This window comes from Streptomyces sp. NPDC058231, from assembly GCF_042882275.1.
Lineage (GTDB): Bacteria > Actinomycetota > Actinomycetes > Streptomycetales > Streptomycetaceae > Streptomyces.
In genome coordinates, this window is sequence record NZ_JBHVWN010000027.1 from 38,851 (window position 1) to 45,840 (window position 6,990).

General features: G+C 68.4%; 8 protein-coding genes. 6 read left to right on the forward strand and 2 right to left on the reverse strand.

The window, feature by feature from the left end; genetic code table 11:
- Positions 1 to 15: 15 nt before the first annotated feature.
- The gene (locus ACFVXE_RS19630; RefSeq protein WP_389672541.1) at positions 16 to 450 is read left to right on the forward strand and encodes a DUF742 domain-containing protein; all 435 of its coding nucleotides are present in this window, start codon (positions 16 to 18) and stop codon (positions 448 to 450) included.
- Positions 451 to 489: 39 nt separating this feature from the next.
- On the opposite strand, the gene ACFVXE_RS19635 is transcribed toward ACFVXE_RS19630, so the two are convergent.
- Positions 490 to 1,065 (reverse strand): TerD family protein, encoded by a 576-nt coding sequence (locus ACFVXE_RS19635; protein ID WP_389672542.1) that lies wholly within the window; start codon positions 1,063 to 1,065, stop codon positions 490 to 492.
- A gap of 579 nt (positions 1,066 to 1,644) precedes the next feature.
- Between ACFVXE_RS19635 and ACFVXE_RS19640 the strand changes: the two genes are divergently transcribed.
- A complete protein-coding gene (locus ACFVXE_RS19640) occupies positions 1,645 to 3,078 on the forward strand; it encodes an LCP family protein (RefSeq protein ID WP_389672632.1) in 1,434 nt (477 codons plus the stop codon).
- 10 nt (positions 3,079 to 3,088) lie between these two features.
- On the opposite strand, the gene ACFVXE_RS19645 is transcribed toward ACFVXE_RS19640, so the two are convergent.
- Positions 3,089 to 3,589 (reverse strand): GNAT family N-acetyltransferase, encoded by a 501-nt coding sequence (locus tag ACFVXE_RS19645; protein ID WP_389672544.1) that lies wholly within the window; start codon positions 3,587 to 3,589, stop codon positions 3,089 to 3,091.
- A gap of 470 nt (positions 3,590 to 4,059) precedes the next feature.
- On the opposite strand from ACFVXE_RS19645, the gene ACFVXE_RS19650 reads away from it, so the two are divergent.
- The 4 genes from ACFVXE_RS19650 (at position 4,060) to ACFVXE_RS19665 (ending at position 6,868) form a co-directional block, all read left to right on the forward strand.
- The gene (locus ACFVXE_RS19650; protein WP_389672546.1) at positions 4,060 to 4,698 is read left to right on the forward strand and encodes an ATP/GTP-binding protein; all 639 of its coding nucleotides are present in this window, start codon (positions 4,060 to 4,062) and stop codon (positions 4,696 to 4,698) included.
- Positions 4,699 to 4,814: 116 nt separating this feature from the next.
- Positions 4,815 to 5,225, forward strand: coding sequence for a roadblock/LC7 domain-containing protein (locus tag ACFVXE_RS19655; protein WP_389672548.1), 411 nt, complete (start codon positions 4,815 to 4,817; stop codon positions 5,223 to 5,225).
- A 317-nt stretch (positions 5,226 to 5,542) separates the two neighbouring features.
- Positions 5,543 to 6,031 carry a GNAT family N-acetyltransferase gene (locus ACFVXE_RS19660; RefSeq protein ID WP_389672549.1) on the forward strand — a complete coding sequence of 163 codons (489 nt, stop codon included), beginning with the start codon at positions 5,543 to 5,545 and terminating at the stop codon, positions 6,029 to 6,031.
- A gap of 216 nt (positions 6,032 to 6,247) precedes the next feature.
- Positions 6,248 to 6,868 carry an LAETG motif-containing sortase-dependent surface protein gene (locus ACFVXE_RS19665; protein WP_389672551.1) on the forward strand — a complete coding sequence of 207 codons (621 nt, stop codon included), beginning with the start codon at positions 6,248 to 6,250 and terminating at the stop codon, positions 6,866 to 6,868.
- Positions 6,869 to 6,990: the final 122 nt, after the last annotated feature.

The window sequence follows — 6,990 nt, forward strand, 5'->3', positions numbered from 1 at the left end:
GAGACAGCAGTGGACATGATCAACGAGGGTCCGGGATCCGGCCGACGCTTCCCGGACCCGCTCGAACTGCCGGGCAGCCAGTGGTACGACGCCGAGGCAGGACCGCTGGTCCGCCCGTACGCCATGACGGGCGGGCGGACCGAACCGGGCCCGAGCGGGGTGCACTTCGACCTGATCGCACTCGTCTCCATGGAAGATCACGCTCCGGAGAGCTCCGAGGACTTCCCGCTGGGCCCCGAACACCGCGCGCTGCTCGCGCTGTGCCACGCCGAGACCCAGTCCGTGGCCGAACTCTCCGCGGACTCCGACCTCCCGGTCGGCGTCGTCCGGGTACTCCTCGGTGACCTGCTCGAAGCGGGCCGTGTACGGGTCAGCCGCCCCGTGCCCCCCGCGCAGCTTCCGGACGAGCGCATTCTCCGCGAGGTGATCAACGGACTGCGGGCGCTGTGAACCCGCTGCCCGGGAAGGCCGCCGGAGGGGCCGGCCGGGTCAGACGTTCACGCCGTAGTCGGACGCGATGCCGGCCAGTCCCGACGCGTACCCCTGGCCCACCGCGCGGAACTTCCACTCCGCACCGTGCCGGTACAGCTCACCGAAGACCATGGCCGTCTCGGTGGAGGCGTCCTCGCTGAGGTCGTACCGGGCCAGTTCCACGTCGTTCGCCCGGTTCACCACGCGAATGAAGGCGTTGCGTACCTGGCCGAAACTCTGGCCACGGCTCTGCGCGTCATGGATGGAGACCGGAAAGACGATCTTCGCGACCTCCTGCGGGACGCCGGCCAGGTCCACGTCGATGGACTCGTCGTCGCCCTCGCCCTCACCCGTCAGGTTGTCGCCGGTGTGCTGAACCGAACCGTCAGGACTGGTCAGGTTGTTGTAGAAGACGAAGTGCAGGTCCGAGAGAACCTTGCCGGCGTCCGAGCACAGCAGCGCACTGGCGTCCAGGTCGTGGTCGGCACCGGTCGTCGTCCGTACGTCCCACCCGAGACCGACCGTCACTGCGGCCAGGCCGGGAGCCTCCTTCGACAACGAGACGTTGCCCCCCTTGACCAGGGTCACACCCATGAACATCCTCCGTTGGTCCGGTGATCCGTCGACCACCGATTCTTCGGCCGCCCTCGCGCCGACGACGGCCCTTCGATCCGGGATTCCCCGATTGAACAAGCCCTGAGATGGCGGGCAGGCGCCGCGCCGCCCCGTACTCCGGGGCGCTCGCCCCGGCTCACTGCGGGCCGGTCCCCCTCATGGCCTGTGCCTCACTCTTCAGGATCCGCGTGGTTCTGCCCAGGGCGCGGGCGGTATTCGCCGATTCAGCCGATGCGGACTGCGCGGCCGGCGCAGTCGCGACGATCAACGGGTGTCAGGGATCGAGCAACTGGCACAAGGGCGCACGGCCGTTGCGCAATGTCCTGAACCAGCCCGTGGTCCGGCAATCCGGAGTCGGTGGATCCGGAAGTCAGTGGGTAGGGCGGATGATCCATAGCGCAGTCATACTGGCTACGTTGCGCAACTGGACAACCACGGGGCAGGGGTGGACGTCTTCCTCCACGGAAGCCGGAAGCCGGACGGACGAGGTGACCAATGACTGGCAGTCGCACGGTGGCGGCGGGTGGAGGACGGGGCAGCCGGCTGTGGCGGACCGCGATGACGGGACTGTCGTTCCTCGTCCTGCTCGTCGCGGGGGTGGGCTGGTGCTACCTCAAACTCACCGGCCGGATCGACACCTTCAGTGCGGACGGGATCTCCGGTGACCGTCCGCCCGACTCGTCGAACGGTCAGAACGTGCTCGTCATCGGTTCGGACTCACGTGCCGGCGAGAACAAGGAACTCGGTGGCGGCAAGGGCGCTGTGGGGCGCTCCGACACCGCGTTCCTGCTCCATGTGTACGCGGATCACCGGAATGCCGTCGCCGTCTCCATTCCCCGTGACACCCTCGTCGACATCCCGGCCTGCAAGACCCCCGGGGGCCGGTGGACCGCACCTCAGCAACATGTCATGTTCAACGGGGCGTTCTCGGTGGGGGATACCGCCGAGGGAAACCCGGCCTGCACGCAGAACACCGTGGAACACCTCACCGGTCTGCGGGTCGATCACACCGTCGTCGTGGACTTCGCCGGTTTCTCGGCCTTGACGTCGGCCGTCGGCGGGGTCCCGGTCTGTCTGCCGGAGGACATCTACCAGCGCGACCTCAGCCCGAACAGGCCCACACGCGGCGAACTGGTCTTCGCCACCGGGCCTCAGACCGTTTCCGGACAGCGGGCGCTCGACTACGTACGGATCCGGCACGGCATCGGTGACGGATCCGACATCGGCCGGATCAAGCGGCAGCAGGCGTTCATCGGCTCCCTCATCAAGAAGGTCAAGTCCCAAGGCCTGAATCCGACCACGCTGCTGCCGCTCGCCAGGGCGGCGACCGACTCGATGACCGTCGACCCGGGCCTCGGATCGGCCGACCGGCTGCTGAAGTTCGCCATGTCGATGAAGAACATCGACCTGCGCAACACCAAGTTCGTCACCGTCCCGTGGCGCTACGAGGGTTCCCGCGTCGCGATCGTCGAACCGGATGCCGATGCTCTGTGGGCGGCGCTCAAGGCCGACCGTACGATCGACGGCCAGGACGCGTCCGGCAAGGGGCGTGGCAGCGGCAGGAGTGCGGGTGGCGCCTCGCAGCGGCCGACCACCGCGGCCCCGATCCCCGGTGCGGGTATCAGCCTCGCTGTCTACAACGGCACCAGGGTCGACGGCCTTGCGGCCCGCGCAGCCGAACTCCTCCGCGCCCGCGGTTTCACCGTCACGGGCGCGGCCACCGCGAGCAGCCAGGACCACGCTGCGACCGTCATCGAGTACGGACCGGATCTGCGGGACCAGGCGGAGGCCGTCGCGCGACTGTTCGCCGGTGCGCGGACGGAGCCGTCCGCCTATGCCGGTGTCCGAGTCGTCCTCGGGACCTCGTTCGCGCAGAATCCGTCGATCGACGAGGCGACGCCCACCCCCGCGCCGAGCGCGGTTCCCTCCGCCGTCGGCGACGGCGCCCGATCGGCCGACGAAGACCTGTGCAAGGACCTCTCGTACGGCTGACCGCGACCGATCAGGACCAGGCTCCCGTGCGGAGCTGCAGGGCCGGGTTGCGCGGCGCGACGAAGCCGAACGACTCGTACAGCGCTGCCCCGTCGCCTGTGGCATTGAGGTTCACCACCGTGACCTCGGTCTCCTCCCGGAACCAGGTGAGCAGCGCACCGAGGCAGTCACGGGCATATCCGCGGCGCCGACGCCGCGGATCGGTGCTGACATTTGAGATGTGACCCTGCAGCCCGCTCCGGTTGGCCGGGCTGGGGGCGTGTGCATCGCACGCGCCGACCGCACTCGCCACGACCCCGAGCTCCGGATCGTCGACCAGGAACGCGGCGAACTCGCCGGGAAGCCGCATCCGCTCGGCGAACCACTGAGCCGAGGCCGCCCGCCACGGGGCTTCGGCGTCCCCGGTCTCCATTCCCATGTCCGACAGCATGAGGGCGCGCATGCGCACCAGTGCGGGTACGTCGTCGGGGGTCGCGCGGCGCACGCCGACGCGTAGAGGTGACAACGTCATGATCATCTCCTGCTCTGCGGAAGGCACTTGCGGGGCGGCCGCGCTGCCCCAGAAGTACAGGGCGGGCGTCGCGGCTGGCAAGATCCGGCAGAACGCGGGGCGGGCCGCCCTTCCTGAAGTGCGGTGCGGGTGGAGTCGGCACCGACGGCCGTGCCCGGGGAGTCGGCCGTGTCCGACCCGGCGTTGCAGCTCTACGGGAGCCGCGAGCGTGCCACCCAAGTCCCGACCACCACCAGGATCGAGTCCGGCTCGAACCGGAGTCGCATTCGACTCGAATAGCGACCCCACACGGACATTGAGCGATCCCTCTTCGGCTACTACGGTCAAAAATCGATCACACCGCTCGGAATGGGCCATGGCTTGCCATGCTGTCCCCCGTACCGCTGCCCACAGATACCGAACCGAGCCCGTCAAGATGGCTCTGAGCTGCACTTTTACGTCTTGAGGCTCACGGGTGAGAGAAGTGATCGATGCCTTCCGAGCACGCTGACAGAACGGGCGGGGAGACCGTCGAGGGAACGGCCGGGGAGGCCGTGGAGAGCGACGCCCTTGCACTGAAGATATTGGTCGCCGGTGGATTCGGGGTCGGCAAGACGACACTGGTCGGCGCGGTGAGCGAGATCAGGCCACTGCGCACGGAGGAACTCCTCAGCGAGGCCGGACAGTCGGTCGACGACACCGACGGGGTCGACCAGAAGACCACCACGACCGTCGCCATGGACTTCGGGCGCATCACCATCCGCTCCGGCCTCTCGCTCTATCTGTTCGGCACGCCTGGACAGGATCGCTTCTGGTTTCTCTGGGACGAGCTCTCCCAAGGGGCGCTCGGGGCCGTCGTGCTCGCGGACACGCGGCGGCTCGAGGACTGCTTTCCTGCCGTCGACTACTTCGAACACCGGCGGATCCCCTTCGTCGTCGCCGTCAACTGCTTCGCGGGCGCCCGCGCCTACGGCGAGCGTGAGGTGTCCCGCGCCCTCGACCTCGACCTGGGCACACCCGTCGTGCTGTGCGACGCGCGCGACCGCGATTCGGGCAAGGAAGTCCTCATTCGCATGGTCGAGTACGCGGGCCGGATGCATACGGCCCGGCTCCTCGACTCGGTGGGCTGATCCGGCCTCGGCCGATGCCGCTGCGACGGAGGGGCTGTTGCCCCGACGTGAGCTGTGCGCAAGGCTTACGTGATAGGTGGGGCACGGGGAACGTATGAGCGGGGAGGAGCGGGGAATTGGCGCTGGACAGGGGACTCGACTGGCTCCTCGACGATCTCACCAGCCGGGTCGAGTACATAAGACACGCGCTGGTGTTGTCGAACGACGGGCTGGTGACGGGTGCGAGCACGGGACTCGTGCGTGAGGACGCGGAGCACCTGGCCGCCGTCTCATCGGGACTGCACAGTCTCGCCCGAGGGTCGGGGCGGCACTTCGGGGCAGGAAGGGCCAGGCAGACGATGGTGGAGTTCGACGAGGCACTCCTCTTCGTGACCGCTGCCGGAGACGGCAGTTGCCTGAGCGTGCTGGCCGAGGCCGAGGCCGATGTCGGCCAGGTCGCCTACGAGATGACACTGCTCGTGAACCGGGTCGGGGAACACCTCGGGGTCACCGCGCGCCAGGGCGGCGGGGGGACCAACGGGTTCTGACGGCTCGGAGCCCTCGGAACGGCATCTCCGCCCGGTTGTGGGAGTTCTCCACAGGCCGGGCGGAAGCGTCCTCCGTCGCACCGAGCTGGTCACGGAGAGTTGCCAGGACGTCACGAGGCGGATCGGTGTGACGGTTGTGGAAGCCGTGCGCGTCCGCGGGAGATCGACCGACTGCGGTGAGAGGCGGTCCGCTCGACGCGACTGCGCCGGAGTCGTCCGTTCTCTCGATGGTGCAGAGGGAACCGGTGCAGGCGTGCCCAACGGGTGTGACGCATAAGGGTTCGCGCACCGAGACCGGCGCTGGCATTCTGACCCCCATGTTGATCAGGGAAGCGACAACTGAGGACTGGTCTGCCATCTGGCCGTTCTTCCACGAGATCGTCGCAGCGGGGGAGACGCTCACCTACCCGTTGCAGCTCGGCGAGGACGACGGCCGCGGGTGGTGGTACCAGGAGGCGCCGAACCGAACGGTAGTCGCGGTCGACGACGACGGGACGGTTCTCGGTACGGCGAAGATGAACCGCAACCATATGGGCAACGGCGCGCACATCGCCAGCGCCACCTACATGGTCGACCCCAAGCACTCCGGGCAGGGAGTGGGCCGGGCCCTGTGCGAGTACACGGTGGACTGGGCCCGTACCTCGGGATTCCGGGCCATGCAGTTCAACGCCGTGGTCGAGACGAACATCCACGCGGTGCGGCTCTACCGTTCACTCGGGTTCGAGATCCTGGGGACGCTGCCCGAGGGGTTCAACCATCCGACGAAGGGATTCGTCGGGCTGCACATCATGCATCTCCCGCTCTGACCGCCGTTCGGCACGGTCCGGCAGCAGACGCTCACTTCACGCGACCGCCTGTCGGGTCGCAGCTCGAACGATGTGTCCGGCATGTTCCAACCTGCGGTGATGTGGTGAGAGTTGTGAACTCGCGTGGTGCATGGGTCGGATGGGAGGCTGCGGGAGTGGGGCAGTACTGTGCGCCCCACCGCCATTCGGGCGATGAAACATGCGGAGGAAGAATCCATGACCATACCCAGGAGATCGTGGCGTGCCGCGGGTACTCTCGCAGCCGCTTCGGTTGTCGGCCTGACCGGCGCGGTCCTCGCCGCCAGCCCGGCCGCAGCTCACACCCCCACCTGGGCCGTGACCTGTACTGATGTGACGCTTGACCTGACCGCCTACAACAGCGACGTCGCCAACACGGTGACCGTCACTGTGGACGGCAAGGACCTCCTGCCCACCGAGACGTTCGGCCGGGAGTTCCACAAGAAGCTCGTACTGCCGAGGCACGACAAGGAACTGACGGTCCACCTGGTCGTCAAGGCCGGCGACGGTGCGAACTTCTCGAAGGACGATGAGAAGACGTCACCGGTGTGTGACGACTACACCCCGACGCCCACGCCGACGCCGTCCGTGACGAAGTCGACCGAGGCACCGGTGGAGGCGCCCAAGCCGAGCGCCACGCCGAGCCAGAGCTCCTCGGAGGCCGCGCCTGCCGCAGCTTCGCCGAGCAGCTCGCCGGACCTCGCCGAGACGGGTTCGTCGTCCTCGACCCCCATCATCGGTGGTGCGGCGGTCGCCGTGCTGCTGGCCGGTGGCGGCATCATGTGGTCCGTGCGCAAGCGTCGCACGGCACAGCACTGACGTAGCTCAGTAGCCCGGTCCAGGCGCGGGACTGTGCCGTGACGACCGGGCGGGGGGGGGTGGGGGGGGGGCGGGCCGGGGGCTGCGGGCGCGGACGGGAGCCCCAGGCGCCACGCGCCGCG

Excerpts from the sequence above, each read along its gene's own strand:
- ACFVXE_RS19630 (WP_389672541.1), top strand. The coding sequence starts at position 16 with ATGATCAACGAGGGTCCGGGATCCGGCCGACGCTTCCCGGACCCGCTC.
- ACFVXE_RS19635 (WP_389672542.1), bottom strand. The coding sequence starts at position 1,065 with ATGGGTGTGACCCTGGTCAAGGGGGGCAACGTCTCGTTGTCGAAGGAG.
- ACFVXE_RS19640 (WP_389672632.1), top strand. The coding sequence starts at position 1,645 with ATGACGGGACTGTCGTTCCTCGTCCTGCTCGTCGCGGGGGTGGGCTGG.
- ACFVXE_RS19645 (WP_389672544.1), bottom strand. The coding sequence starts at position 3,589 with ATGACGTTGTCACCTCTACGCGTCGGCGTGCGCCGCGCGACCCCCGAC.
- ACFVXE_RS19650 (WP_389672546.1), top strand. The coding sequence starts at position 4,060 with ATGCCTTCCGAGCACGCTGACAGAACGGGCGGGGAGACCGTCGAGGGA.
- ACFVXE_RS19660 (WP_389672549.1), top strand. The coding sequence starts at position 5,543 with ATGTTGATCAGGGAAGCGACAACTGAGGACTGGTCTGCCATCTGGCCG.
- ACFVXE_RS19665 (WP_389672551.1), top strand. The coding sequence starts at position 6,248 with ATGACCATACCCAGGAGATCGTGGCGTGCCGCGGGTACTCTCGCAGCC.